Here is a 25996-nt window from a genome sequence, read left to right on the forward strand (position 1 = left end):
GGGTGCGTCGGGGAAGACGTGCAGTCGGCGCTCCACAGCGCTTGGCGCGCGTGACCCCCGTACGTACGGGAGAGCCACCCCCGGCACCTGTTCCCGCTCTGTGTAGAACGCTCGTTCCAGCCCGAGTAGGACACGGCGACCCCGCCCAACTCCCCTGGCAAGCCACGGCACTCTGGCGTACCCCTGCCCTCCGGGTGAGCATGAGCGGATGAGTGCAGGGGCCAGCGAACGCCCGCCCCCGGCCGCCGGGTGCGGGTTCGTGCGGCGGATCGGGCCGTTCCAGGCCACCGCCCTCAACATGAGCCAGATGTGCGGGATCGGGCCGTTCGTGACGATTCCGCTGATGGTGGCCGCGTTCGGGGGGCCGCAGGCCGTCATCGGGTTCGTCGCGGGGGCGCTGCTCGCGCTCTGCGACGGTCTGGTGTGGGCGGAGCTGAGCGCGGCCATGCCCGGCTCGGGCGGCAGTTACGTGTATCTGCGGCAGGCGTTCCAGTACCGCACGGGACGGCTGATGCCGTTTCTGTTCGTGTGGACGGCGATGCTGTTCATCCCCGTCGGGATGTCCACGGGGATCGTCGGGTTCGTGCAGTACCTGGGCTATCTCGCGCCCGGCATGGGGCAGACCACCGGCGACCTGGTCGGCCTCGGCGTCATCGCGCTCGTGGTCGCGCTGCTGTGGCGCGGCATCGAGCACATCGCGCGGATCACGGCCGTGATGTGGGTGGTGATGGTCGCCTCCGTGGGGTGCGTCGTCGTCGCCTCGCTCACGCACTTCGACGCGGACATGGCGTTCACGTACCCGGCGGGCGCCTTCGAGGTGACGGGCCACCACTTCTGGACCGGCTTCGCGGGCGGCCTGACCATCGGCATCTACGACTACCTCGGCTACAACACCGCCGCGTACCTGGGGGCGGAGGTCAAGGACCCGGGGCGCACCCTGCCCCGCGCGATCGTCTTCTCGATCCTCGGCATCATGACGGTCTACCTGCTGCTCCAGGTCGGCACGCTCGGCGTGATCGACTGGCACCGCATGACGGACCCCGACGACGTGGCCTCGACGTCCGTGGCGTCGGCCGTCCTGGAGGAGACCTGGGGCAAGGGCGCCGCGGACACCGTGACCGTGCTGATCCTGGTGACCGCGTTCGCGTCCGTCTTCGCGGGCCTGCTCGGCGGCTCCCGCGTGCCCTACGACGCGGCCCGCGACCGCGTCTTCTTCCGCCCGTACGGGCGGCTGCACCCGCGGCACCGCTTCCCGGTGCTCGGCCTCGCGACGATGGGCGCGGTGACGTCGGCGGGCTTCCTGCTCGGCCGCCACACCGACCTGGCGACCCTGATCCAGCTCCTGACCGCGGTGATGGTCCTGGTCCAGGCCCTGGCGCAGATCCTCGCGCTGACGGTGCTGCGCCGGCGGCGGCCCGCGCTGCGGCGCCCGTACCGCATGTGGCTGTACCCGCTGCCCAGCCTCGTCGCGCTCGTCGGTTGGCTCGTCATCTACGGGTACGCGAACGAGAACTCCCCCGGCCGCCATCCCATCGAGTGGTCGCTGGCCTGGGTCGCGCTCGGGTGCGTGGCGTTCCTGGTCTGGGCGCGCCGGGAGAAGGTGTGGCCGTTCGGGCCGAAGGAGATCAGGGAGGACTTCCCCGACGACGGCTCCGGGGACGGGCGGGCAGCGGGCGGGGGCCCGGCCCCGGGCGAGCCGGAGCCGGAGCCGTGACCGGGCCGGAGCCGGAGCCGTGGCCCGGCCGGGGGCTCAGGCCAGCGGGCCCGTGACCGGTTCCACGGCCGCGACGAGGCGCCCCTCGCGGACGAACGCCTCCGCCGCCGCCAGGTCCGGCGCCAGGAAGCGGTCCGGGCCGGGGCCCGCGACGCCCGCCGCGCGGACCGCCTCGATGACGGCGCGGCTCGCGGGCGCCGGGGTGAGCGCCGGGTCCTGGGCGCGCAGCTCGACCGCGCGCGTGGCCGCGTACAGCTCGACGGCGATGATCCGGGCGAGGTTGCCGACGGCCGTGCGCAGCTTGCGGGCGGCGGACCAGCCCATGGAGACGTGGTCCTCCTGCATGGCGGAGGACGGGATGGAGTCGGCCGAGGCCGGTACGGCGAGCCGCTTCATCTCGCTGACCAGGGCGGCCTGCGTGTACTGGGCGATCATCAGGCCGGAGTCGACGCCCGGGTCGTCCGCGAGGAACGGCGGCAGGCCGTGCGAGCGGTTCTTGTCCAGGAGCCGGTCGGTGCGCCGCTCGGCGATGGAGCCGAGGTCGGCGGCGGCCACGGCGAGGAAGTCCAGGACGTACGCCACGGGCGCGCCGTGGAAGTTGCCGTTGGACTCCACGCGGCCGTCGGGCAGCACGACCGGGTTGTCGACGGCGGCGGCCAGCTCGCGCTCGGCGACCGTCCGGGCGTGCGCGAGCGTGTCCCGCCCGGCGCCCGCGACCTGCGGCGCGCACCGCACCGAGTACGCGTCCTGCACGCGCGGCGCGTCGTCCTGGTGGTGGCCGGTGAGGCCGGAACCGGCGAGCACGGCCAGCATGTTGGCGGCGGCGGCCGCCTGGCCCGGGTGCGGGCGGACGGCGTGCAGCTCGGGGGCGAGGACCCGGTCGGTGCCGAGCAGGGCCTCCAGGCTGAGGGCGGCGGTGATGTCGGCGGACTTGTAGAGCACGTCCAGGTCGGCGAGGGCCATCACCAGCATGCCGAGCATGCCGTCGGTGCCGTTGAGCAGCGCGAGACCCTCCTTCTCGCGCAGCTCGACCGGGGTGATGCCGTGCTCGGCGAGCAGTTCGGCGGCGGGCCTGACGGTGCCGTCGGGGCCCTCGGCCTCGCCCTCGCCCATGAGGGTCAGGGCGCAGTGGCTGAGCGGCGCGAGGTCGCCGGAGCAGCCGAGGGAGCCGTACTCGTGGACGACCGGGGTGATGCCCGCGTTCAGCACGTCGGCCATGGTCTGCGCGACCTGCGGGCGCACCCCGGTGTGGCCCGAGCAGACCGTCTTCAGGCGCAGGAACATCAGCGCGCGGACCACCTCGCGCTCGACGCGGGGGCCCATGCCCGCGGCGTGCGAGCGGACGATGTTCCGCTGGAGCTGCGCGCGCAGGTCGTGGCCGATGTGCCGGGTCGCGAGGGCGCCGAAGCCGGTCGAGACGCCGTACACCGGGTCGGGTTTGGCGGCGAGGGCGTCGACGATCTCCCGCGCCGCCGTCAGGGCGACGACGGCGTCGTCACCGAGCTCGACGCGTGCGTTGTGCCGGGCGACGGCGACGACGTCCTGTGCGCTGGTACCGGACGTCCCTACGACCACAGTCTGCATATCCATATTCAGGAGCGTACGCACTGAATCGACCCGTGTCACTGGTCGTTCCCCGCGGGGCCCCCATCGCCTCCCTCGGCGAAGGTTCCAGCCCGTCCGGCGTTTGAGGACGAGGCCGAAGGCCGATCGACCCCGCACAAGGCGCCCCCGCCAGCTATCTGCGGAAGCGCCTTCGCTCACCCGGCCCCGGCGGGGGCGGGGAGTCCGCGAGCCTGACCACCGGGTCGTCCGCGCCCTCGCGGCCCGCCACCACCGGCGCCACCGCCCGCGCGGCCTTCGCGCGGTACTGCGCCGCGTCCGCGAGCCGGAACAGCCGCCGCGCGGAGCGGACCGGGCCGATCCGGTCCCCCGTGGAGGCGACCCCGCAGGCGACCCCGTCGCCCAGCTCCAACCGGGCCGCCCGCGCGCACAGTTCCTCGGCGACCCGGACCACCACGTCCGACGGGGGGCCGACCGACAGCAGGCAGAACTCGTCGCCCCCGAGGCGCGCCGCCAGCGCGCCCGGCAGCATCGCGCCGCACAGCGACAGCAGCGAGCCGAACCGCTCCAGGAGCCGGTCGCCGACCGCGTGCCCGAGCTGGTCGTTGACCTGCTTGAGGCCGTTCACGTCGCAGACGACGAGGCTGACGACGACCCCCTCCCTGCGGTGCCGCTCCACGGCCTCGTCCAGACGTACGTCGACCGCGCGCCGGTTGGCGAGCCCGGTCAGGGAGTCGGTGAAGGCGAGGCGGCGGGCCTCCTCCAGGCGCTCGGTCTGGGCGACCCCGGCGGCGACCACGGACGCCAGGACCGTGGCGAAGTCCGCGTCGGCCCGGTCGAAGACCGGCGCGCCCACCGGCCGCGCCACGTACAGCTCGCCCCAGGCCCGCCCGCGCAGCACCACCGGCGCCACCACGCAGCAGCCGCGCCCGCGCCGGCGCAGCGCGGCCACCCGCTGGTGGCAGTAGCCCGCGCGCCCGCCGCCGCCGGGGCCCTGGGCCGTCTCCACCCAGGCGTGCGGTTCGACGCCGCCCGCCCAGCGCTCGTGCAGGAACTCGGTGATCTCCGGGAACTCGTGGACGGGGTAGGCCTCGTCCCGGGGGAACTCCTCCTCCCCCGGGGCCCGCTCCCCCACGTTCGCGAGCACGCGCAGGCGCCCGCGCTCCCGCTCCCACACGGACAGCGCGGCGAAGCTCCCGGCGAGCCCCTGCCGGGCCCCCTGCGCGGCCGCCCGCCAGGACCCGCGCGGGCTGTGCGCGGCGGCCATCCCCTGCGCGAGCGCCACGACAGCGCGCAGCCGAGCGTCCTGTCCCATTGGAACAGGTTACGGACATTTCATACTTCATGAGCAAATGGAGGCCGGGGTTCAGGAAGGCCCGGCGGGCAGGGGGCGGGCGGCGGGGCCTGCTCCCGCCTACTCCCCGGGCCACTCCGGCTTGCGCTTCTCGTTGAAGGCCGCCACGCCCTCGGCCCGGTCCCCGGAGAAGGCCACCGCGCGCCACGCCGCGTCCTCCACCTCCAGGCCGGTGCGCAGGTCGAGCCCGTGGCCGAGGCGCAGGGCGCGCTTGGCGGCGCGCAGGCCGACGGGCGAGTTGGCCGCCATGCGCGCGGCGAGCGCGAGGGCCTCGTCGCGGTCCTCGCCCTCGCCCGCGACCAGGTCGACCAGGCCCAACTCGCGCGCCTCGGCGGCCTCCACCCGGCGCGCCGAGAAGATCAGCTCGGCGGCGCGGGCCGCGCCCACCCGCCGGGGCAGGAGCTGGGTGCCGCCCCCGCCCGGGATCACGCCCACGGACACCTCGGGCAGGCCGACCACGGCCGTCGCGTCGGCCACGATGACGTCGCAGGACAGGGCGAGCTCGAAGCCGCCGCCGAGGGCGTAGCCGTGCACCGCGGCGATGGTCGGCATCGGCAGTTCGAGGACGCCGGTGTACGCGGCCCGCGCGACGGGGCGCTGGCGCACCAGCTCCGCGTCGGTGAGGGAGTTCCGCTCCTTGAGGTCGGCGCCGACGCAGAAGGCCCGCTCATGGGTCGAGGTGAGCACGACCACCCGTACGTCCCGGTCCGCGGCCAGCGCGTCGCAGGCCTCGGCGATGGACCGGGCCATGCCGCTGGACACGGCGTTCATGGCCCCCGGCCGGTCCAGCGCGAGCTCCGCCACGTGGCCGTGCCGGCGCACCCCCACGAACTCCCCGAACCGCTGCTCGCCCATGACCCCTCCAGACTCCCGGTTAACGACCGTTACCCGGTGATCATGTCAGCCCGGGCGCGCCCTGGGTACCCGTACCGGACGGGCGGACACCGGTACCGGGCGGGTGGGCGGACGTACGGGACGCGATGTCAGCCGCGGCGCGTGAGCAGCCAGGGCTCCACGACGCCGAGGCCGCGGACCGGCCGCTGCCACATGGGCTGGAGCGCGAAGCGGTACGAGGGCGGCTCCTCGCCCTCCTTCTCGGCGCGCTCGGCGAGCGCCGCGGCCTCCGTCTCGGAGGCGGGCGCGTCCCCGGTGCGGGTGAGTTCCTCGGCGAGCGCCCCGTCGACGAGCACGGCGTCCCGGGGCGCTATCGAGGTGAGGCGCGAGGCCAGGTTCACCGTGGTGCCGAAGACGTCGCCCATGCGCGTGGTGACCGTGCCGAAGGCGATGCCGACGCGCAGCTCGGGCATGGTCTCGTCGTTAGCCATGGTCTCGATCAGCCGCAGCGCGATCTCCGCGGCGGTCCCGGCGTCGTCGGCGGCGAAGAGCACCTCGTCGCCGAGGGTCTTGATGAGCCGCCCGCCGTGCGCGGCGACGAGGTCGGCGGCAGTGGTCTCGAAGGCCTCGACCAGCTCGCCGAGCTCCTCCTCCTCCATGCGGCGGGTCAGCCGCGTGAAGCCCACCAGGTCCGCGAAGCCGACGGCGAGCCGCCGGTCGACCATCTCCTCGTCGTCGGCGGCCTGCACCACCCGGCCGGTGGCGGCGGCGAGCTGGCGGCGCCAGACGTAGACGAGGAACTCCTCCAGCTCGGGCAGGAGCAGCTCGATGAGGGGGTACGTCACCTCGGTACGGGTCATCCCCGGCTCGGGCGGCTCGGTGAGCCCTTCCAGGAACGAGTCGATCTGCCACTCGGCGAGCCGGGCCGTGGTCTGCCCCGTCGACCGCGCCACCTGCACCGCCATGGCCTCGCTGAGCAGCCCCGCCTCGACGAGACCCGCGAGGCGGCGCAGCGCGAGGACGTCGGCCTCGGTGAGGGCCTTGGCCTGGCCGATGTCGGGGAAGCCCATGGCCCGCCAGAAGCGGGACGCCAGCTCCATGGAGACGCCCGCGCTGCGGGCCGCCTGGAAGGGGGTGTAGCGCCGGTCGGCGCCGAGGATGAGCTGTTCGAGACGGAGGGCGAGGGGGTCCCTGTCGTCCCCGTCGTCCCCGCCGTCCCGGTCGACGCGGTCGACCTGGCCGCGGTCGTCGTACCGGCCCGGGCGCCGGGAGTCCCCGGAGAGCTGCGAGTCGACGGGGTTCGCCGTCCGGTCGAGGGCCTCCGCGAGCGCGGGGTCCTTACGGGGCGTGCGGTCCTCGCCGCTCGGGCGGTCCTCGGGGTGGGGGCGGTGCACGGGGCCGGGGCGGTCCGAGGGGCCTGAGCGGTGCGCAGGGCCGGGGCGGTGCACGGGGCCGGGGCCGTCCGCAGGGCCTGAGCGGTGCGCAGGGCCGGGGCCGTCCGAGGCGCCGGAGGGGTGCGCAGGGTCGGGGCGGTTCTCACCGCTCGGGGAGCCGCTCCCGCCACCCGGGGAGCCGCCCTCGCCGTCCTCCTCGCTCGGGCCTTCACCCGAGCCTTCACCCGGGCCGCCCTCACCGTCAGGGCCGCCCTCACCGTCGGAGCCGTCAGAGCCGCCTGGGCCGTCCGGGCCCGCCGGCCGGTAAGGGTCGTCCGGCTTCTCGGACGCCGCCGCCCCGGCGGCCGACGGCGCCGCCGGGCGGGGCCCACCGTCGGGGGCGGGCTGTGCGCCCTGGCCGGAGCCGGTGTCGTCGACGGTCACGCCTGCTGCCCTTCCGATCTGCCACGGTCAGATATCGACCGGCGCCAACTTTACGGCAGGTGTGCCGCAGCTCACGTCGGCGCCGCCCTGCGGGACGGTACGGCCACTCCTCGGCCCCGCGCGCGGGCGCCGGCGGGAAACGGAGGGAAGCGCGGGGAAGGAGCCCGTCCGGCGCTTGAGGACGAGGCCGAAGGCCGCTGAAGCGGGGCCAGGGGCCGCGGCCCCCGACGCCGGGCCCAGGGGCCGCGGCCCCTGCTGGGGGCCGTCAGCCCGTGCCCCGCACATGGACGACGTCCCCCGCCGCCACCGGCTCCCGCACCCCGTCCGCCGTGGCCAGGACGAGCCGCCCGTCCCCGTCGACGGCCACCGCCTCGCCGCTGACCGCGCGCCCCCCGGGCAGCTCGGCCCGCACCCGGCGCCCCAGGGTCGCGCACCCGGCCGCGTACGTCTCCTGGAGCCCGCAGGCCGCCGGGTCGCCGCCGGCCGCGCGCCAGTCGCCGTACCACTGCTCCAGGCCGCGCAGCACGGCCCGCAGGAGCGGGTCCCGGTCGGTGCCCTGGGCGCCCGCGAGGGCGAGGGAGCCCGCGTGCGGCACGGGCAGCTCGTCGGCGCGCAGGGTGACGTTGACGCCGATGCCGACGACGACGCCGTCCGCGCCCGCGCGCTCGGCGAGGATGCCGCCCGCCTTGCGCTCCTCGCCGTCGACGGTGACCAGCAGGTCGTTGGGCCACTTGAGGGCGGTGTCGACGCCCGCGGCGCGGGACAGGCCGGTGGCCACGGCGACCCCGGTGAGCAGCGGCAGCCACCCCCAGCGCTCGACGGGCACCTCCGCGGGCTTGAGGAGGACGGAGAAGAACAGGCCCGAGCGCGCGGGCGCGCTCCACCGGCGGTCGAGGCGCCCGCGCGCCGCGCTCTGCTCCTCGGCGACGAGCACGGCGCCCTCGGGCAGCGCGTCGGCGCGGCCGGCCAGGTCGTTGTTGGTGGAGCCGGTGGACTGCACGACGTCCAGGGAGCGGTAGAGCCCGCCATCGCGGACCAGCGCGCGGCGCAGCGCGGCGGCGTTCAGGGGCGGGCGGTCCAGGTCGCTCCAGCGACCCGCCGTGTTCCCGGGGTTCTGTGCGTCGTCTGAGGCATGGGAGGGCGTCATGCAAGCCACCCTAGGTGTGGTAAACGCCGCACTGCACAGGCGTATCCACGCCGATACGCTACGAGTCAGTAGCCAGCGCCACGGGGGGTGTCCGACGGGTCGGCGCAGGGCGGGGCGCGGCGTCCGGCGCGTGCGCTCGCCGGCCGCCGGAACGGCCTCGTGGCACAGCAGCCAGGGCGTTCCGGCCGCGCGGTGAGCGGGCCGGGGCCCGCGCCGCCGTGCCGGCCCGCCGGACACCCCCTGGGCCGTCACCGTCCCCTTCTGAGCAGGCAGGGAGCCGCGTCCCGATGTCCGAGCCTCACGAGCCCCACCAGCAGACCGCGCAGCCCCAGGAGTCCCCGGCACCCACCGGTTCCACCGGTCCCGGCGCCCCCGGGGCCGACATCCACACCACCGCAGGGAAGCTGGCCGACCTGCAGCGCCGCATCGAGGAGGCGAAGCACGCGGGCTCCGCGCGCGCGGTCGAGAAGCAGCACGCCAAGGGCAAGCTGACGGCGCGCGAGCGGATCGACCTGCTGCTCGACGAGGGCTCGTTCGTCGAGCTCGACGAGTTCGCCCGGCACCGCTCGACCAACTTCGGCCTGGACGCGAACCGTCCGTACGGGGACGGCGTGGTCACCGGCTACGGCACGGTCGACGGCCGCCCGGTCGCCGTGTTCTCGCAGGACTTCACCGTCTTCGGCGGCGCCCTCGGCGAGGTCTTCGGCCAGAAGATCGTGAAGGTCATGGACTTCGCCCTGAAGACGGGGTGCCCGGTCGTCGGCATCAACGACTCCGGCGGCGCCCGCATCCAGGAGGGCGTCATGGCCCTCGGCATGTACGGCGAGATCTTCCGCCGCAACACCCTGGCCTCCGGCGTGGTCCCGCAGATCTCCCTGGTCGTCGGCCCGTGCGCGGGCGGCGCGGTGTACTCCCCCGCCATCACGGACTTCACGGTGATGGTCGACCGGACCTCGCACATGTTCATCACGGGCCCGGACGTCATCAAGACCGTCACCGGCGAGGACGTCGGCTTCGAGGAGCTGGGCGGCGCCCGGACGCACAACGCGACGTCCGGGGTCGCGCACCACATGGCGGGCGACGAGAAGGACGCCATCGAGTACGTCAAGTCCCTCCTGTCGTACCTGCCGTCGAACAACCTCAGCGAGCCCCCGGCCTTCCCCGAGGAGGCGGACCTGGAGCTCACCGACGAGGACCGCGAGCTGGACGTGCTGGTGCCGGACAGCGCCAACCAGCCGTACGACATGCACACGGTCATCGAGCACGTCCTGGACGACGCCGAGTTCTTCGAGACCCAGCCGCTGTTCGCGCCGAACATCCTCACCGGCTTCGGCCGGGTCGAGGGCCACCCGGTGGGCATCGTCGCCAACCAGCCGATGCAGTTCGCGGGCTGCCTCGACATCGACGCCAGCGAGAAGGCCGCGCGCTTCGTGCGCACCTGCGACGCCTTCAACGTGCCCGTGATCACCTTCGTGGACGTGCCGGGTTTCCTGCCGGGCGTCGGCCAGGAGCACGAGGGCATCATCCGCCGCGGCGCCAAGCTGATCTACGCGTACGCGGAGGCGACGGTCCCGCTCATCACGGTGATCACCCGCAAGGCCTTCGGCGGCGCGTACGACGTGATGGGCTCCAAGCACCTGGGCGCGGACCTCAACCTGGCCTGGCCGACCGCGCAGATCGCGGTGATGGGCGCCCAGGGCGCGGTGAACATCCTGCACCGCCGCACCATCGCCGCCGCCGACGACGAGGAGGCGACGCGCGCGCGGCTCATCCAGGAGTACGAGGACGCGCTCCTGAACCCGTACACGGCCGCCGAGCGCGGCTACGTGGACGCCGTGATCATGCCGTCCGAGACGCGCTCGCACCTCGTGCGCGGCCTGCGTCAGCTCCGCACCAAGCGGGAATCACTGCCTCCGAAGAAGCACGGCAACATCCCGCTGTAGCCCGGCCGCACGGCCGCGCGCAGGGCCGTGTCCTCGACGCGGTACTCCCGGTGCCGTGTTCCGATGCCGTGTCCCGATGCCGTGTCCCCGATCCCCGAGGAGTCCCTTCGTGATCAAGGTCGTACGGGGCAACCCGACCCCCGAGGAGCTGGCCGCCGCCCTGGCGGTGGTCCAGGCGCGCGCCGCGGCGGCCGCGCAGGCGCCGTCCGGCGCGCCCCGCACCCCGGCCGCCTGGTCGGACCCGGCCCGCGTCGCCCGCGAGCGGCTGCCCGCGCCGGGCCCCGCGGCGTGGGGGCGCACGTACTGGCCCGTCTGACCGGTCCGGCCCGCCGGGGCGGAACCTGAGTACGCGTACTCAGGCGCCGTCCCGGCCCGGCGCGCACCATCGGAGCCATGCTGTGGTCCGACCCGGAGAACGACCCGCCCCAGGACATGCGGGACATGCAGGCCAAGATGCGCCGCGCGGGCGTCCTCCTGGCCGTGGCGATGCTGCTGGCCATGCTGGTCCTGGGCGTGGCCTGAGAGGGCCGCGGCTACCCTGGGCCCATGAGTGATCAGCCCCGCCGCCTCGTCCTCGCCTCCCAGTCCCCCGCCCGGCTCGGCCTGCTGCGCCAGGCGGGCCTCGCCCCCGAGGTGATCGTCAGCGGCGTCGACGAGGACGCGGTCTCGGCCCCCACCCCCGCCGAGCTGGCCAAGGCCCTGGCCGAGGCGAAGGCGTCCGTGGTCGCGGCCCGTGCCGACGTCCGGGGCGCCCTGGTCATCGGCTGCGACTCGGTCCTGGAGCTGGACGGCCAGGCCCTCGGCAAGCCCGCCGACGCCGAGGAGGCCACCGCCCGCTGGAAGTCCATGCGCGGCCGCGCGGGCGTCCTGCAGACCGGCCACTGCGTGTACGACACGGCCACCGGCCGGCACACCGCCGCCACCGCCTCGACGGTGGTGCGCTTCGGCACCCCCTCCGACGCGGAGATCGCGGCGTACGTCGCGACCGGCGAACCGCTCCGCGTGGCGGGCGCGTTCACCCTCGACGGCCGCTCGGCCCCGTTCGTCGACGGCATCGACGGCGACCACGGCAACGTCATCGGCCTGTCACTGCCGCTGCTGCGCCGCCTGCTCGCGGAACTGGACGTCGCCATCACCGACTTGTGGCAGCGCTGAGCCGCTCCACCGGGCGCCCGGGCCACCCCGCGCGCCCGCCCTCCGGCGGCGCGGGCACGGCCGCGCCCGCCGCGCCCCCGGCCCGCGTGCCACGGCGCCCGCTCCACCCGCCCTCCACCCAGGGCTGTTACCGGTAGTACCTACGGGACGACCGGCACGCTACCAATGGGTAAACCAGGGGACAAAGGCTGTGGCACGGGCAAAGAATCATTGGGCCATTCGTAGGGACTCCACAAAGAAACCCGGTGCTCCGCAGCACGGCCGCACAGAGACCTTGGCCACACCGGAGGACTACCCTGCCTTGGTGGGACCCTGCGTACCACGGTGCGACAAGGGATTTCGGGGGTCGAGCGAGCCTCGGATCACGCTCCGTGTGGGCAAGCTCACCAATGGGGACGGGTCGAAAGCTCGTGTCGGCAGTCCCTAAACTCGGCTTGTTTCAAGGAGGGAGCCATCGTGCGCAAGGTGCTCATCGCCAACCGTGGCGAAATCGCTGTCCGGGTCGCCCGGGCGTGCCGGGATGCCGGGATCGCGAGCGTCGCCGTCTACGCGGACCCCGACCGGGACGCGCTGCATGTGCGGGCCGCAGACGAAGCGTTCGCCCTTGGTGGTGACACTCCCGCGACCAGCTATCTCGACATGGCCAAGGTGCTCGCCGCCGCCAAGGACTCCGGCGCGGACGCCGTCCACCCGGGCTACGGCTTCCTGTCGGAGAACGCGGAGTTCGCCCAGGCCGTCCTGGACGCGGGCCTGATCTGGATCGGCCCGCCGCCGCAGGCGATCCGCGACCTGGGCGACAAGGTCGCCGCCCGGCACATCGCGCAGCGCGCGGGCGCCCCGCTCGTCGCGGGCACCCCGGACCCGGTCTCCGGTGCCGACGAGGTCGTCGCGTTCGCCGAGGAGCACGGCCTGCCCATCGCCATCAAGGCGGCGTTCGGCGGCGGCGGCCGCGGCCTGAAGGTCGCCCGCACCCTCGACGAGGTCCCCGAGCTGTACGACTCCGCGGTGCGCGAGGCCGTCGCCGCCTTCGGCCGCGGCGAGTGCTTCGTGGAGCGCTACCTGGACAAGCCGCGCCACGTCGAGACCCAGTGCCTCGCCGACCAGCACGGCAACGTCGTCGTGGTCTCCACCCGCGACTGCTCCCTCCAGCGCCGCCACCAGAAGCTCGTCGAGGAGGCCCCGGCACCGTTCCTGACCGGGGAGCAGAACGCCGAGCTGTACCGCGCCTCCAAGGCCATCCTCAAGGAGGCCGGCTACGTCGGCGCGGGCACCGTCGAGTTCCTCGTCGGCCTCGACGGCACGATCTCCTTCCTGGAGGTCAACACCCGCCTCCAGGTGGAGCACCCGGTCACCGAGGAGGTCTCCGGGATCGACCTGGTCCGCGAGATGTTCCGCATCGCCGACGGCGAGGAGCTCGGCTACGGCGACCCGGAACTGCGCGGCCACTCCTTCGAGTTCCGCATCAACGGCGAGGACCCGGGCCGCAACTTCCTGCCCGCCCCCGGTACCGTCACCACCTTCGCGCCGCCGTCCGGCCCGGGTGTCCGCCTGGACGCCGGCGTCGAGTCCGGCTCGGTCATCGGCCCGGCGTGGGACTCGCTCCTCGCCAAGCTGGTCGTGACCGGCGCGACCCGTGCGCAGGCGCTCCAGCGGGCCGCGCGCGCCCTGGAGGAGTTCACGGTCGAGGGCATGGCCACGGCCATCCCGTTCCACCGCAAGGCGGTCACCGACCCGGCGTTCGCGCCCGAACTGACCGGCTCCACCGAGCCGTTCCAGGTTCACACGCGCTGGATCGAGACCGAGTTCGTCAACGACATCCCGCCGTTCGCCGCGCCCGCGGACGGGGAGTCGGACGAGGAGCCGGGCCGCGAGACGGTCGTCGTCGAGGTCGGCGGCAAGCGCCTGGAGGTCTCCCTCCCCTCGTCCCTGGGCATGTCCCTCGCCCGTACGGGCCTCGCGGCCGGTGCCAAGCCGAAGCGCCGCGCGGCGAAGAAGTCGGGCCCCGCGGCGTCCGGTGACACCCTCGCGTCGCCCATGCAGGGCACGATCGTCAAGGTCGCGGTCGAGGAGGGCCAGGAGGTCAAGGAGGGCGACCTCGTCGTGGTCCTCGAGGCCATGAAGATGGAGCAGCCCCTCAACGCCCACCGCTCCGGCACGATCAAGGGCCTGCAGGCCGAGGTGGGCGCGAGCCTCACGTCGGGCGCGCCGATCTGCGAGATCAAGGACTGATCTCCCCTGGCGTGGGTGCCCTGGGCCGTTCCCGGCTCGGCCCTCCGGGCCTCGGTGCCCCGCCCGGCGCGGCGCCGTCGCCACCTGACGGTGATCCGCCGCTCCGCGACGGATGTCCCCCCGCCCGCCCGCCCCTACCGGGGCCGGGCGGGCGGGGACGTCACCCCCTTGGACGCGCTACTCTCAGCCCGTCCGGCGCACGAGCCCGGGTTCTCCAGCCCGTCCGGCGTTTGAGGACAAGCCGCGCAGCGGCGGTGAAGGCACCGGACGCGCGGAGGAGAATCAGCCCGTCCGGCGCTTGAGGACGAGCGCGAAGCGCGATACAGGCAACGGACGCGCAGAAGAGAAACAGCCCGTCCGGCGCTTGAGGACGAGCGCGAAGCGCGATGAAGGGGCGGGCGGGGAAGAACAAGCAAGCCCCCCGGCAACTGAGGAGGACGTATGCGCGCCGACGCCCAGCGCAACCGCCAGCGCCTCCTGAAAGAGGCCCGCTCCGCCTTCGCGGAGCACGGCACGGACACCTCCCTCGAAGACGTGGCCCGCCGCGCGGGCGTGGGCATCGGCACGCTCTACCGCCACTTCCCCAACCGGCACGCCCTGATGAGCGCCGTGTTCGAGGACGCGGTGAGCGACCTGCTCGCCCGCTCGCGGGAACTGCTCGACGCCCCGCAGCCGTGCGCGGCCCTCGTGGCCTGGCTGCGGGCCCTCGTCACGCACGCGAGTGAGTACCGGGGGCTCGCGCGGGCCCTGATGTCGGTGTCGCGGGACGACACCACCCCGCTGGGGCGGTGCAGCCGGCCCATGCGGGAGGCGGGCGCGGCCCTGCTGGGCCGCGCGCAGGCCGCGGGAGCGGTCCGCCCGGGCGTGGCCATCGAGGACCTGCTCCAGCTCACCAACGCGATCGCGCTGGCCGCCGAGGAGTCCCCGCACGACCCGGAGCTGGCCGACCGCCTCCTCACCCTGACGCTCCGGGGCCTCAGGGCCGAGCCCTCGGCCTGACCCCCGCCCGGAGGCGCGGGGCGCCGAGGAGCCCCGCCCCGCCGGAGGCTACCGGCGGCGCAGGTCGGCCACCCGCGCCGCCCGCTCCCCGGGCTGCTGTTCACCCAGGACCGTCGCGCTGCGAAGCTGCGGCGCCTGGCCCCCGTGCCCCCGTCGCTGGCCGGGCAGCGGCACGTCCCGGCGGGGCTGGCGGCCCGTGGGGACGGAGTCAACTCCGGGGGCCTGGCCGGGGCCCGCCGCTCCGCCGGCCACGGTGATCTGCACGCCCTGGTCCGCCAGGGCCTGCAGCTCCGTGGCCGCGCGGTCGTCGTGGGCGGGCGGATCGTCGGTGACGAGCCGGGTGATGACGTCCGTCGGCACGGTCTGGAACATCGTGTCCGTGCCGAGCTTGGTGTGGTCGGCGAGGACCACGACCTCCGCCGCCGCCTGCACGAGCGCCCGGTCCACGCTCGCGGACAGCATGTTGGACGTGGAGAGACCGCGCTCGGCGGTCAGACCACTGCCGGAGAGGAAGGCGCGCGAGACCCGGAGCCCCTGGAGGGACTGCTCGGCGCCGCTGCCCACCAGCGCGTAGTTGGAACCGCGCAGGGTGCCGCCGGTCATGACGACCTCCACTCTGTTGGCGTGGGCGAGGGCCTGGGCCACCAGCAGCGAGTTGGTGACCACGGTCAGGCCGGGTACCCGCGCGAGCCGGCGGGCCAGCTCCTGCGTGGTCGTACCCGCCCCGACGACGATGGCCTCGCCCTCTTCGACGAGACCCGCCGCGAGGTCGGCGATGGCCGTCTTCTCGGCGGACGCGAGATGTGATTTCTGCGGAAAGCCGGACTCCCGCGTGAATCCGCCCGGCAATACCGCACCGCCATGCCGGCGGTCGAGGAGTCCTTCTGCCTCCAGCGCGCGCACGTCCCGCCGTACGGTCACTTCGGAGGTCTGGACGACGCGGGCGAGCTCACGGAGCGACACCGCTCCGTTGGCCCGCACCATTTCGAGGATCAATTGGCGACGTTCTGCAGCGAACACGAAACTGACAGTAACCCCAACGACCGTCTGCTTTCAGCAGTTTGCGCCGAATTACAGAAGTTGTACGCACGACAGGGGTGGGAGTGGTATAGGGGAACTCGCGGCGCCTATGCCGGACGCATGCGCCGCGACAGGCTGTGACCTGCGCGGTGATGGATCCGGCCGCCGGAGGGATCACTTCCGGCGGCCGTCGCCCGGTGGCGCGGGCCCCCGGGTCAGGCCTCGCCGGTCACCTTGCGGGTGTGCAGCTGGCGGGCGACCTCGGCGATCGACCCCGAAAGCGAGGGGTACACGGTGAAGGCGTTGGCGATCTGCTCCACCGTCAGATTGTTGTCGACCGCGATCGAGATGGGGTGGATGAGTTCCGAGGCGCGCGGCGCGACGACGACGCCGCCGACCACGATGCCGGTACCGGGGCGGCAGAAGATCTTGACGAAGCCGTCGCGGATGCCCTGCATCTTGGCGCGCGCGTTGCGCAGCAGCGGCAGCTTGACGACCCGGGCGTCGATCTTGCCCGCGTCGACGTCGGCCTGGGAGTAGCCGACGGTGGCGATCTCGGGGTCCGTGAAGACGTTCGACGAGACGGTCTTCAGGTTCAGCGGCGTGACCGCGTCGCCCAGGAAGTGGTACATCGCGATGCGGCCCTGCATGGCGGCGACCGAGGCGAGCGCGAAGATGCCGGTGACGTCACCGGCGGCGTACACCCCGGGGGCGGACGTCCGCGAGACGCGATCGGTCCAGATGTGCCCGGAGTCCTTGAGCTTGACCCCGGCCTCCTCCAGGCCCATCCCGCTGCTGTTCGGGATGGCGCCGACGGCCATCAGGCAGTGCGTGCCGGAGATGACGCGGCCGTCGGAGAGCGTGACCTCGACGCGGTCCCCGACGCGCTTGGCGGAGGCGGCGCGGGAGCGGCCCATCACGTTCATGCCGCGGCGGCGGAAGACGTCCTCGAGGACGGCGGCGGCGTCCGGGTCCTCGCCCGGCAGCACGCGGTCGCGCGACGACACCAGCGTGACCCGCGAGCCGAGGGCCTGGTAGGCGCCGGCGAACTCGGCGCCGGTCACGCCGGAGCCGACCACGATGAGCTCCTCGGGCAGCTCGTCGAGGTCGTACACCTGCGTCCAGTTGAGGATGCGCTCGCCGTCGGGCTGGGCGTCGGGGAGCTCGCGCGGGTGGCCGCCGGTGGCGATGAGCACGGCGTCGGCGGTGAGCCGCTCCTCGGTGCCGTCGGCGGCGCGCACCACGACGGTGCGCGAGCCGTCCATGGCCTGCTGGCCCTCCAGGCGGCCGCGGCCGCGCAGGACCCGGGCGCCGGCCCGCGTCACCGAGGCGGTGATGTCGTGCGACTGGGCCAGCGCGAGCCGCTTCACGCGCCGGTTGACCTTGCCGAGGTCCACGCCCACGACGCGGGCGGCCTGGTCGATGTGGGGGGTGTCGTCCTCGACGATGATCCCCAGCTCCTCGTACGAGGAGTCGAAGGTCGTCATGACCTCGGCCGTGGCGATCAGGGTCTTCGACGGGACGCAGTCGGTGAGCACCGACGCCCCGCCCAGACCGTCGCAGTCGACGACGGTCACCTCCGCGCCGAGCTGGGCGGCCACCAGGGCCGCCTCATAACCGCCGGGTCCGCCGCCAATGATCACGATCCGAGTCACGTACTCCATTGTCCCGCACCGCCGGGCACCCCGTGCCCCCGGGGGGTCCGTGCCCCGCCGGGCGGCGCGGTACGGGGCCGGGCCCCGGGGCGTCCACCGGGTGAGGCGCCCGCGCCGGAAAGTCGTACCCTCGGGGCATGTCGCTCTACGCCGCGTACGCCGGCAATCTCGACGCGCGGCTGATGAGCCGCCGCGCCCCGCACTCGCCGCTGCGCGCGTCCGGCTGGCTCAACGGCTGGCGGCTGACGTTCGGCGGTGAGCACATGGGCTGGGAGGGCGCCCTCGCCACGATCGTGGAGGCGCCGCGCTCGCAGGTCTTCGTCGCGCTGTACGACGTCGCGCCGATGGACGAGGACTCCCTGGACCGGTGGGAGGGGGTCGGGCTCGACATCTACCGGCGGATGCGGGTGCGGGTGCATACCCTCGAGGGCGAGGAGCCTGCCTGGGTGTACGTGCTCAACGGGTACGAGGGCGGGTTGCCGTCGGCTCGGTACCTGGGGGAGATCGCGGATGCGGCCGAGTCCGCGGGGGCGCCCCACGACTACGTCATGGGGCTGCGGAAGCGGCCCTGCTGAGGGCGCAGGGGCCCCGCCTTTCCCACCCACCCGCCCGCACAGCCCCTGCGCCGCCCGCCCGGCCCCGGCCTGCCCCGCCGCTCCGCGACGGATTTCTCCCACCCGCCCACCCGTGCCACCCGGCGCCGCCCGCCCGGCCCCGACCTGGCGGCTGACCCGCCGTCGTCCCCCTCCCGCCGCTCCGCGGCGGATTCTTCCCACCCGCCCACCCGTGCTGCCTCTGTAACCACCCCCGGCCCCGACCTGGCGGCTTGCGCGCCGTCGTCCCCGCCTCCGGCCCACCCGTGCTGCCTCTGCGACCACCCCCGGGGTCAGTCGGTTTCGGGAAGGGATGGGCTCGGGGGCCCGTGGTCGCCGTGCCTTGTGGGAAGGCACAAGCGCAGCGTCCTCAAGCCGTGACCATCGTCATCTACGCGCGTAGGGCGTAAGCGGCTACCCTCTTCGGCGTGAACGCTTCAGTTATTCCGGACGACATCCAGGGCGACCCGTACGCCGCCGCCGACGCCGCCGCCACGCGCCTGCGCGAGCTCACGGGCGCCGAGACCCACGACGTCGCCCTCGTGATGGGCTCCGGCTGGGCGCCGGCCGTCGACGCGCTGGGCACCCCCGACGCCGAGTTCCCGGTCACCGAGCTGCCCGGGTTCCCGCCGCCCGCCGTCGCGGGCCACGGCGGCAAGATCCGCTCCGTCACGGTCGGTGACAAGCGGGTCCTGGTCTTCCTGGGCCGCACGCACTACTACGAGGGCCGCGGGGTCGCCGCCGTCGCGCACGGCGTGCGTACCGCCGTCGCCGCGGGCTGCAAGACCATCGTGCTGACGAACGGCTGCGGCGGTCTGCGCGAGGGCATGCGCCCGGGCCAGCCGGTCCTGATCAGCGACCACCTGAACCTCACGGCGACCTCGCCGATCGTGGGCGCGAACTTCGTGGACCTCACGGACCTGTACTCGCCGCGGCTGCGCGCGCTGTGCAAGGAGATCGACCCCACCCTGGAAGAGGGCGTCTACGCGCAGTTCCCCGGCCCGCACTACGAGACGCCCGCCGAGATCCGGATGGCCCGTACCATCGGCGCCGACCTCGTCGGCATGTCGACCGTGCTGGAAGCCATCGCCGCGCGCGAGGCCGGGGCCGAGGTGCTCGGCATCTCCCTGGTCACCAACCTCGCGGCGGGCATGACCGGTGAGCCGCTCAACCACGAGGAAGTCCTCCAGGCGGGCCGCGACTCCGCCACCCGCATGGGCGAGCTGCTCGGCAAGGTCCTCGGGCGCGTCTGACCCCGGCGCCCCGAGTCGTACGACCCCCTCACGGAGAGGCTGACCACACGTGCAGGACCACGGAGAACTCATCACGCGGGCCCAGGCCTGGCTCGACGAGGACCCGGACCCGGAGACCCGCGAGGAGCTGGCCAAGCTCCTGGCGGCCGCGGACACGCCGGAGGCCCGGGCCGAGCTGGCCGCCCGCTTCGGCGGCACCCTCCAGTTCGGCACGGCCGGCCTGCGCGGCGAGCTGGGCGCGGGCCCGATGCGGATGAACCGCTCCGTGGTGATCCGCGCGGCCGCGGGCCTGGCCGCGTACCTGAAGGGCAAGGGCCACACCGACGGCCTGGTGGTCGTCGGCTACGACGCCCGCCACAAGTCGGCGGACTTCGCGCGGGACACGGCCGCCGTGATGACCGGGGCCGGGCTGCGCGCCGCCGTCCTGCCCCGGCCGCTGCCCACGCCCGTGCTCGCCTTCGCCATCCGGCACCTGGGCGCCGTCGCGGGCGTGGAGGTCACCGCCAGCCACAACCCGCCGCGCGACAACGGCTACAAGGTCTACCTGGGCGACGGCTCGCAGATCGTGCCGCCCGCCGACGGGGAGATCGCGGCCGAGATCGCCGCGGTCGCCGCCCTGGCCGACGTGCCGCGGCTCGACAGCGGCTGGGAGGTCCTCGGCGAGGACGTCCTGGAGGCCTACCTGGCCCGTACGGACGCTGTCCTGGCCGACGGGTCCCCCCGCACCGCCCGGACCGTCTACACGGCCATGCACGGCGTCGGCAGGGACACCCTGCTCGCCGCCTTCGCGCGGGCCGGCTTCCCCGAGCCGGTGCTCGTGGCCGAGCAGGCGGAGCCCGACCCGGACTTCCCGACGGTGGCCTTCCCGAACCCGGAGGAGCCGGGCGCGATGGACCTGGCGTTCGCCACGGCCCGCGCGGCGCGGCCCGACCTGGTGATCGCCAACGACCCGGACGCGGACCGCTGCGCGGTGGCCGTACCGACCGACGCCGAGCGGACCGGCTGGCGGATGCTGCGCGGCGACGAGGTGGGCGCGCTGCTCGCCGCGCACCTGGTGCGGCGCGGGGCGCGGGGCACCTTCGCGGAGTCGATCGTGTCGTCGTCGCTGCTCGGCCGGATCGCCGGGAAGGCGGGCGTCGGCTACGAGGAGACGCTCACGGGCTTCAAGTGGATCGCCCGCGTGGACGGCCTGCGGTACGGCTACGAGGAGGCGCTCGGCTACTGCGTCGACCCCGAGGGCGTCCGCGACAAGGACGGCATCACGGCGGCGCTGCTGGTCACCGAGCTGGCCTCGGAGCTGAAGGAGGAGGGCCGGACCCTGCTCGACCTCCTCGACGACCTGGCGGTGGAGCACGGCCTGCACGCCACCGACCAGCTCTCGGTGCGCGTGGAGGACCTGTCGCTGATCGCGGACGCCATGCGGCGCCTGCGCGAGCAGCCGCCGACGCGCCTCGCCGGCCTCGCGGTGACGCGCGCGGAGGACCTGACGGAGGGCACGGAGACGCTGCCGCCCACCGACGGCCTGCGGTACGCGCTGGAGGGCGCCCGCGTCATCGTGCGCCCCAGCGGCACCGAGCCCAAGCTCAAGTGCTACCTGGAGGTCGTCGTCCCGGTCGCCGACCGGGCGGGCCTCCCGGCGGCCCACGCGCGGGCGGCGGAGCTGCTCGCCGCCCTCAAGCGGGACCTCGCGGCGGCCGCGGGCATCTGACGGCCCCCTCCGACAGCGGAAATCCGTTGCCGGGAGTCCACCCGTACGGGTGGTTCCCCGCGGCAGTCGGCGCAGCGTGACGGTGCGCTGCCGGTCCCCCAGGAAGGGTCCGACCGGTAGCGCACCTTCTCGTTGTCACGCTCCGGGAGCCGCCGTGCCGTACGGACCCCCCGCCCCACCGCCCGGCCCCGCCACCGCCGCCGCGCCGTCCCGCGTCCCGGCGTCACGCCGGTCCCGTAGCGCCCCGCGGCTGCCGAGGGGGCTTCGCGCGCGGGCGAGCGGCGCCCTGCGGCACGCGGCCCCGGCGCTGCTCGCGTACGCGGCGGTGCGCACCCTGGGCCTGCTGGTGTTCGCCGTGTGGGCGCGCCGGGAGCACCGCGGCCTGTGGCACCTGCTCGCCGAATCCTGGGACTGCGACTGGTACTTGAGGATCGCGGACCACGGGTACGCGGAGACGCTCGGCCACTCCTTCGACACCAACAACCTCGCGTTCTTCCCGCTGTACCCGCTGCTGATCCGGGCGGGCGAGGTGCTGCTGCCCGAGCCGCGCGGCGCGGTCGGCCTTGCGGTCGCGTTCGTGTCGTCCTTCCTCGCCGCGTGGGGGATCTTCAAGGTCGGCGACCGGCTGCACGGGCGCCGGGCCGGGGTGCTCCTCGTGACGCTGTGGGCGTGCCTGCCGGTGGCCCTGGTGCAGTGGATGGGCTACACGGAGTCGCTGTTCACCGCGTTCGCGGCGTGGTCCCTGTACGCGGTCCTCACCGAGCGGTGGGTGGCGGCGGGGGCGCTGGCCGCGCTGGCGGGCCTGACGCGCCCGACGGGCGTCGCGCTGGCCGCCGCGGTGACCGTGACGGCGGCGCTCGCCCTGCGCCGCCGCTTCTCCGCGGCCGCCGTCGCGGGCGCCGTCCTCGCGCCGCTCGGCTGGCTCGGGTACGTGGGCTGGGTGGGGGCCCGACTCGGGCGCTGGGACGGCTACTTCGCGGTGCAGAAGTGGTGGCACAACGAGTGGGACGGCGGTGTCGGCACGCTGCGCTGGATGAAGCGGCTGTTCCTCGTCGAGCGCCCGCAGCTGTTCCTGGTGCTGGTGACGGTGGTGCTCCTGGGGGCGCTCGTCCTGTTCGCGCTGTCGGTGGCCTCCCGCGCGCAGCCGCTGCCGCTGCTGCTGTTCACGGGCCTGCTCCTGGCCATCGTGCTCGGCTCCAGCGGGGTGTACTTCCCCCGGGCGCGGTTCCTGCTGCCGGGCTTCCCGCTGCTGCTGCCGGTGGCGTCGGCCCTGGCGCGGGCCCGGCGCCGGGTGGTGGTGCCGGTGCTCACAGGCGCGGCCCTCAGCTCGGCGGCGTTCGGCGGGCACATGCTGCTGGTGTGGCTCGGGCCGCCGTGAGCCCGGCCGGGCGCCCCGCGCTGCCGGACCGCCGCGCTGCCGGACCGCCGGACCGCCGGACTTTCTTGCCCTCTGCATCCCGGCCGCGACGGCGTGGAATCCGGCCCGTTGCCGGGAAGTTGGCGTCCAGTACGGACCCCGGCTGCCGCTCGTCCACGGCCATGCCTCACTATGGAAGCGCTGTCCGACGGCTCCCCACCCCCCCTAGCGGGAGCCGACGGCTTCCGGCGCCCGCCCACCCCCCCCTGGCGAGGTGCCGCCCGGCCGGGCACGGCGGACCTCGTCCCCGTGTCCGGCTCTCCGGGCACTCCCCCGGCGGCCCGCGGCGCGGCTAGCCGATACCCAGCAGGACCGCGAGCAGCACCGCGCCCGCCGCGGCCGGGGCCAGGATCTCGTACGCCCAGCGGACGACCGGCTCGCCCTGCGCGGACTCCGCGCCCTCCCGGCGTTCGGCGATCTCCCGCAGGTCGTCCATGGCCTGGTCGCCGGGCGCGCGCAGGCCCTCGGGGCCCGCGCCGGGGCGGACCCGGCTGGTGGCGGGGTCGTCCGCGGCGACCTGCTGGGCGTGCCGGCGCGCGGCCTTCTTCCGGCCGCGCAGCGAGACCGGGATGGCCCAGAGCTGGTACTTGGTGCCGTCCTGCGTGAAGACCTCGTTGGAGTACCCGGAGCGGAGCCCCGAGACGGCGCCCCACGGCAGCGTGATCGTGCGGAAGGGGTTGCGGACGCGCAGCCGGTCGTCGTTGGCGAACACGGCGGGGCGCAGGGTGTAGGCGACGACGAGCGGCACCGCGAAGAGCAGCCCGGCGAGGGCCACCCAGGGGGTGCTCCCCTCGCCGCGCACCAGGGCGTCGACGGCCAGCCAGACGCCGATCACGAGCAGCAGGACGCCTCCGGCGATGGCCGCGTGCGACCGGTGGACGCGGTCCTGGTACACCGGGGTGTGGTCCGCGGGGGTTTGGTCCGCGGGGGTGGGCTGCGGGTCGCTCGTCATAGGGCTGATTGTGCCTGACGCGTTCCGGCCCCCGGCGTGCGGCAAGGTCCTGGCGCCTTTCCGCACTCGGCGTGCGGCGAGGTGCTGGCGCCTTCCCGTACTCGGCGTGCGGCAAGGGTGTGGGGATTGGTCCAGACCTAGTACGGTCAGAGGGTTGTCATGTACGCCTAAGCATCGTCCGGTGCCGGCCCCTCCCACCCGGGCCCCGAGCCCACGCGGACCGGCACCGCCCGAACCCCCCGGAGGAGACACCCCCGCACCCACCCCCGAGGAGAGCCATGGCCCCCACCGGAAGAGGAACCAGGACAGCGCCCGGAGTCTTACGAAGAGCGGCGGCCACCGTCCTGCGCGGCCGGGCGGCCGCGCTGCTCACGGCCCTGCTGCTGCCCCTGTCCCTGCTCACCGCCCTGACGGCGACCCCGGCGCACGCGGCCGGGACGCTCACCGCGACCTTCACCACCGAGGGCGGCGGCTCCAGTTGGCAGGGCAAGTACGTCGTCCGCAACAGCGGCTCCGCCGCGGCCACCGGCTGGACGCTGGAGTTCGACCTGCCGCCGGGCGTCCGGGTCAGCGGGCACACCCACGGCGAGGCGACCGTCTCCGGCAGCCACGTGACCGTGAAGAACGCGTACTACAACGGCAGGGTCCCGGCGGGCGGGACCACCGAGCCGTACAGCTACCAGTTCACGGCGAACGGGCCGATCGGGACACCCACGGGGTGCACGGTCAACGGTGACAAGTGCGACGGCTCGCCGGACAAGCCCCCGACCGCGCCCGGCACCCCGACCGTCACCACCGCCACGTCCCGCACGGTCTCCCTCGGCTGGCCCCCGGCCGGGGCGGGCGACTACCCCGTGACGACGTACGAGGTCCTCAGCGGCGGCAAGGTGGTGGCGACCTCCACCACGAACAGCGCCACGGTCACCGACCTGACCCCGGCGACGCGCTACACCTTCACCGTCCGCGCCAAGGACCGGCGCGGCAACACCAGCCCGGAGAGCCCGCCGGTGACCGCGACGACGGTCGACCCGGCGACCGACCCGACCCCGCCGACCGCGCCCGGCAACCTGCGCGCCACCGGCAAGACGCAGGTCTCGGCGTCCCTGGCCTGGGAGAAGTCCACGGACAACGTGGCCGTGGCCGCGTACGACGTCTACCGCGGCGGCACGCTGGCGAAGACGGTTCCCGCGTCGGCGACCACCGCGACCGTCGAGGGCCTGACCCCCGCCACCGCCTACACCTTCACCGTGAAGGCGCGGGACACGGCCGACAACGCCTCGCCCGCCTCGAACGCCGTGCGCGTCACCACGGACGACGCGGCCGGGCCCGGCAACCACCTCACGGTCGGCTACTTCGCGCAGTGGGGCATCTACGGCCGCCAGTACTTCGTGAAGAACCTGGACACCTCCGGCGCCGCCGCGAAGCTCGACGTCATCAACTACGCCTTCGAGAACGTCGACCCGGTCAACCACACCTGCCTGGCCGGGGTGACGAAGGGCGTCTCCGGCAACCCGCAGGACCCGGACGAGGGCACGGGCGCGGGCGACGCCGAGGCCGACTACGGGCGCGCCTTCTCCGCCGCGCAGTCGGTGGACGGGGTCGCGGACGACGGCTGGGGCAAGCTGCGCGGCAACTTCAACCAGCTCAAGAAGCTCAAGGCCAAGCACCCGCACCTGAAGGTCGTCGTCTCGCTCGGCGGCTGGACGTTCTCCAAGTTCTTCGCGGACGCCGCCGCGACCCCCGCGTCCCGGGAGAAGTTCGTCCGGTCCTGCGTCGACGTCTGGATCAAGGGCAACCTGCCCGTCCACAACGGCGCGGGCGGCCCCGGCACCGGCGCGGGCGTCTTCGACGGCATCGACATCGACTGGGAGTGGCCGGGCGCCGAGGGCCACCCGGGCAACCACTACAGCGCGGCCGACAAGGACAACCTGACGGCGCTCCTTGCCGAGTTCCGCAAGCAGCTCGACGCCACCGGCGGCGGGCACAAGCTGCTCACCGCCTTCACCCCCGCCGACCCGGCGAAGATCGAGGCGGGCTGGGACATCAGGAAGATCTTCGAGTACCTGGACTTCGCCAACGTCCAGGGCTACGACTTCCACGGTTCCGGCAGCGACAACTCCTGGGAGCCCAAGCGCACCGGGCACCAGGCCAATCTGCACCGCGACGCGCAGGACCCGTACCCCTTCGACTTCAGCGTCGAGAAGGCGGTCCAGACGTATCTGGACGCCGGGGTCAACCCGCGCAAGCTGACCGTCGGCTTCCCGTTCTACGGCCGCGGCTGGAAGGAGGTCGCCGACGGCGGCGCCAAGGGCGAGTGGCAGACGGCGAACGGCGCGGCCCCCGGGCAGTTCCCGGAGGAGGCGGGCATCAGGGGCTACCACAACATGATGACCAGCGTCCCGAACATGACCGTGTACCACGACGAGCAGTCCGTCTCCACGTACGGCTACACCGGCAACAACGGCCAGTGGTGGAGCTTCGACGACGCCTGGTCGATCGGCAGGAAGACCGCCTGGATCAAGTCGAAGGGCCTGCTCGGCGGCATGGTCTGGGAGATGTCCGGCGACACCCCCACCGGCACGCTGATGTCCGCCCTGGACAACGGCCTGCGGTGACCCCCGGGCACCGGGCCCGGCCGCCGCT

The 25996-nt window shown here is 74.3% G+C and carries 20 protein-coding genes; 12 read left to right on the forward strand and 8 right to left on the reverse strand.

The genetic code is table 11. From position 1 onward, the window contains the following. Positions 1–208 precede the first annotated feature (208 nt). Positions 209–1714, forward strand: coding sequence for an APC family permease (locus tag QK440_RS10945; protein WP_282792838.1), 1506 nt, complete (start codon positions 209–211; stop codon positions 1712–1714). Positions 1715–1750: 36 nt separating this feature from the next. On the opposite strand, the gene hutH is transcribed toward QK440_RS10945, so the two are convergent. From hutH to QK440_RS10970, 5 genes are all read right to left on the reverse strand, one after another. Then, positions 1751–3298 carry a histidine ammonia-lyase gene (gene hutH / locus QK440_RS10950; RefSeq protein ID WP_282792885.1) on the reverse strand — a complete coding sequence of 516 codons (1548 nt, stop codon included), beginning with the start codon at positions 3296–3298 and terminating at the stop codon, positions 1751–1753. A 154-nt stretch (positions 3299–3452) separates the two neighbouring features. After that, complete coding sequence (locus tag QK440_RS10955; RefSeq protein WP_282792839.1) at positions 3453–4592, reverse strand: sensor domain-containing diguanylate cyclase; 1140 nt, start codon at positions 4590–4592, stop codon at positions 3453–3455. Between the two features lie 99 nt (positions 4593–4691). Further along, positions 4692–5486: an enoyl-CoA hydratase-related protein gene (locus tag QK440_RS10960; RefSeq protein ID WP_282792840.1), complete on the reverse strand. Its 795-nt coding sequence runs from the start codon at positions 5484–5486 to the stop codon at positions 4692–4694. Between the two features lie 128 nt (positions 5487–5614). After that, the gene (locus tag QK440_RS10965; protein ID WP_282792841.1) at positions 5615–6859 is read right to left on the reverse strand and encodes an adenylate/guanylate cyclase domain-containing protein; all 1245 of its coding nucleotides are present in this window, start codon (positions 6857–6859) and stop codon (positions 5615–5617) included. A 688-nt stretch (positions 6860–7547) separates the two neighbouring features. After that, positions 7548–8429 carry a biotin--[acetyl-CoA-carboxylase] ligase gene (locus QK440_RS10970; RefSeq protein WP_282792842.1) on the reverse strand — a complete coding sequence of 294 codons (882 nt, stop codon included), beginning with the start codon at positions 8427–8429 and terminating at the stop codon, positions 7548–7550. 287 nt (positions 8430–8716) lie between these two features. Between QK440_RS10970 and QK440_RS10975 the strand changes: the two genes are divergently transcribed. From QK440_RS10975 to QK440_RS11000, 6 genes are all read left to right on the forward strand, one after another. Further along, positions 8717–10372 carry an acyl-CoA carboxylase subunit beta gene (locus QK440_RS10975; protein WP_282792843.1) on the forward strand — a complete coding sequence of 552 codons (1656 nt, stop codon included), beginning with the start codon at positions 8717–8719 and terminating at the stop codon, positions 10370–10372. 76 nt (positions 10373–10448) lie between these two features. Further along, on the forward strand, positions 10449–10688 hold the full coding sequence (locus QK440_RS10980; RefSeq protein WP_282792844.1) for an acyl-CoA carboxylase epsilon subunit: 240 nt from the start codon (positions 10449–10451) through the stop codon (positions 10686–10688). A gap of 77 nt (positions 10689–10765) precedes the next feature. After that, on the forward strand, positions 10766–10894 hold the full coding sequence (locus tag QK440_RS10985; RefSeq protein WP_282792845.1) for a hypothetical protein: 129 nt from the start codon (positions 10766–10768) through the stop codon (positions 10892–10894). A 24-nt stretch (positions 10895–10918) separates the two neighbouring features. Then, the gene (locus QK440_RS10990; protein ID WP_282792846.1) at positions 10919–11527 is read left to right on the forward strand and encodes a nucleoside triphosphate pyrophosphatase; all 609 of its coding nucleotides are present in this window, start codon (positions 10919–10921) and stop codon (positions 11525–11527) included. Between the two features lie 456 nt (positions 11528–11983). After that, positions 11984–13756 (forward strand): biotin carboxylase N-terminal domain-containing protein, encoded by a 1773-nt coding sequence (locus tag QK440_RS10995; RefSeq protein WP_282792847.1) that lies wholly within the window; start codon positions 11984–11986, stop codon positions 13754–13756. Positions 13757–14197: 441 nt separating this feature from the next. After that, complete coding sequence (locus QK440_RS11000) at positions 14198–14755, forward strand: TetR/AcrR family transcriptional regulator (protein ID WP_282792848.1); 558 nt, start codon at positions 14198–14200, stop codon at positions 14753–14755. A gap of 48 nt (positions 14756–14803) precedes the next feature. On the opposite strand, the gene QK440_RS11005 is transcribed toward QK440_RS11000, so the two are convergent. Both QK440_RS11005 and QK440_RS11010 read right to left on the reverse strand, forming a co-directional pair. Then, positions 14804–15775, reverse strand: a complete 972-nt coding sequence (locus QK440_RS11005; protein WP_282792849.1) for a DeoR/GlpR family DNA-binding transcription regulator — start codon at positions 15773–15775, stop codon at positions 14804–14806. Between the two features lie 215 nt (positions 15776–15990). Further along, positions 15991–17439: an NAD(P)H-quinone dehydrogenase gene (locus tag QK440_RS11010; RefSeq protein WP_282792850.1), complete on the reverse strand. Its 1449-nt coding sequence runs from the start codon at positions 17437–17439 to the stop codon at positions 15991–15993. A gap of 128 nt (positions 17440–17567) precedes the next feature. On the opposite strand from QK440_RS11010, the gene QK440_RS11015 reads away from it, so the two are divergent. The 4 genes from QK440_RS11015 to QK440_RS11030 all read left to right on the forward strand — a co-directional run bounded on the left by QK440_RS11015 (position 17568) and on the right by QK440_RS11030 (position 22362). Continuing rightward, positions 17568–18005 carry a gamma-glutamylcyclotransferase gene (locus QK440_RS11015; protein ID WP_282792851.1) on the forward strand — a complete coding sequence of 146 codons (438 nt, stop codon included), beginning with the start codon at positions 17568–17570 and terminating at the stop codon, positions 18003–18005. A 446-nt stretch (positions 18006–18451) separates the two neighbouring features. Beyond that, positions 18452–19276 carry a purine-nucleoside phosphorylase gene (locus QK440_RS11020; RefSeq protein ID WP_282792852.1) on the forward strand — a complete coding sequence of 275 codons (825 nt, stop codon included), beginning with the start codon at positions 18452–18454 and terminating at the stop codon, positions 19274–19276. Positions 19277–19325: 49 nt separating this feature from the next. Continuing rightward, positions 19326–20984: a phospho-sugar mutase gene (locus tag QK440_RS11025; protein WP_282792853.1), complete on the forward strand. Its 1659-nt coding sequence runs from the start codon at positions 19326–19328 to the stop codon at positions 20982–20984. 250 nt (positions 20985–21234) lie between these two features. Beyond that, on the forward strand, positions 21235–22362 hold the full coding sequence (locus QK440_RS11030; RefSeq protein WP_282792886.1) for a glycosyltransferase family 39 protein: 1128 nt from the start codon (positions 21235–21237) through the stop codon (positions 22360–22362). A gap of 331 nt (positions 22363–22693) precedes the next feature. Here QK440_RS11030 and QK440_RS11035 read toward each other — a convergent pair whose 3' ends face one another. Further along, a complete protein-coding gene (locus QK440_RS11035) occupies positions 22694–23353 on the reverse strand; it encodes a PH domain-containing protein (protein ID WP_282792854.1) in 660 nt (219 codons plus the stop codon). Between the two features lie 278 nt (positions 23354–23631). Here QK440_RS11035 and QK440_RS11040 point away from each other — a divergent pair, with 278 nt between their 5' ends. Then, entirely contained in the window at positions 23632–25968 is a 2337-nt protein-coding gene (locus QK440_RS11040; protein WP_282792855.1) for a glycosyl hydrolase family 18 protein, read from the forward strand. The last annotated feature ends 28 nt before the right edge of the window (positions 25969–25996 follow it).

The organism is Streptomyces sp. CC224B (assembly GCF_030010595.1).
Classification (GTDB): Bacteria; Actinomycetota; Actinomycetes; order Streptomycetales; family Streptomycetaceae; genus Streptomyces; species Streptomyces longispororuber.

Excerpts from the sequence above, each read along its gene's own strand:
- QK440_RS10945 (WP_282792838.1), top strand. The coding sequence starts at position 209 with ATGAGTGCAGGGGCCAGCGAACGCCCGCCCCCGGCCGCCGGGTGCGGG.
- hutH (WP_282792885.1), bottom strand. The coding sequence starts at position 3,298 with ATGCAGACTGTGGTCGTAGGGACGTCCGGTACCAGCGCACAGGACGTC.
- QK440_RS10955 (WP_282792839.1), bottom strand. The coding sequence starts at position 4,592 with ATGGGACAGGACGCTCGGCTGCGCGCTGTCGTGGCGCTCGCGCAGGGG.
- QK440_RS10960 (WP_282792840.1), bottom strand. The coding sequence starts at position 5,486 with ATGGGCGAGCAGCGGTTCGGGGAGTTCGTGGGGGTGCGCCGGCACGGC.
- QK440_RS10970 (WP_282792842.1), bottom strand. The coding sequence starts at position 8,429 with ATGACGCCCTCCCATGCCTCAGACGACGCACAGAACCCCGGGAACACG.
- QK440_RS10975 (WP_282792843.1), top strand. The coding sequence starts at position 8,717 with ATGTCCGAGCCTCACGAGCCCCACCAGCAGACCGCGCAGCCCCAGGAG.
- QK440_RS10980 (WP_282792844.1), top strand. The coding sequence starts at position 10,449 with ATGCCGTGTCCCCGATCCCCGAGGAGTCCCTTCGTGATCAAGGTCGTA.
- QK440_RS10985 (WP_282792845.1), top strand. The coding sequence starts at position 10,766 with ATGCTGTGGTCCGACCCGGAGAACGACCCGCCCCAGGACATGCGGGAC.
- QK440_RS10990 (WP_282792846.1), top strand. The coding sequence starts at position 10,919 with ATGAGTGATCAGCCCCGCCGCCTCGTCCTCGCCTCCCAGTCCCCCGCC.
- QK440_RS11000 (WP_282792848.1), top strand. The coding sequence starts at position 14,198 with ATGCGCGCCGACGCCCAGCGCAACCGCCAGCGCCTCCTGAAAGAGGCC.
- QK440_RS11010 (WP_282792850.1), bottom strand. The coding sequence starts at position 17,439 with ATGGAGTACGTGACTCGGATCGTGATCATTGGCGGCGGACCCGGCGGT.
- QK440_RS11015 (WP_282792851.1), top strand. The coding sequence starts at position 17,568 with ATGTCGCTCTACGCCGCGTACGCCGGCAATCTCGACGCGCGGCTGATG.
- QK440_RS11035 (WP_282792854.1), bottom strand. The coding sequence starts at position 23,353 with ATGACGAGCGACCCGCAGCCCACCCCCGCGGACCAAACCCCCGCGGAC.
- QK440_RS11040 (WP_282792855.1), top strand. The coding sequence starts at position 23,632 with ATGGCCCCCACCGGAAGAGGAACCAGGACAGCGCCCGGAGTCTTACGA.